General features: G+C 54.6%; 1 protein-coding gene. It reads right to left on the reverse strand.

The genetic code is table 11. The features are described 5' to 3' along the window. Positions 1-205: hypothetical protein (locus tag V3W39_RS33675; RefSeq protein WP_330214198.1), on the reverse strand; the 205-nt coding region annotated here is incomplete at both ends.

Consider the following 205-nt stretch of genomic DNA (forward strand, 5'->3'; position numbering starts at 1 on the left):
AATCACCTGCTGATCGTCGTACCGATAACGTTCGCTTTCGCCTACAGCATTGGTCGCCTCAACCAATCGCCATGCGTCGTCGTACTTGTAGGAAACAACGTTCTGCTCGGTAACCCAGTCCAGTTCCCGCTGCACCTGATAGTCGACCGCAACGATGTGCCCTCGGTCATACCGCAACAGCAATCCTTGGCCGACGTGGTTATCA

The organism is Pseudomonas sp. Z18(2022) (assembly GCF_036346535.1).
Lineage (GTDB): Bacteria > Pseudomonadota > Gammaproteobacteria > Pseudomonadales > Pseudomonadaceae > Aquipseudomonas > Aquipseudomonas yamanorum_A.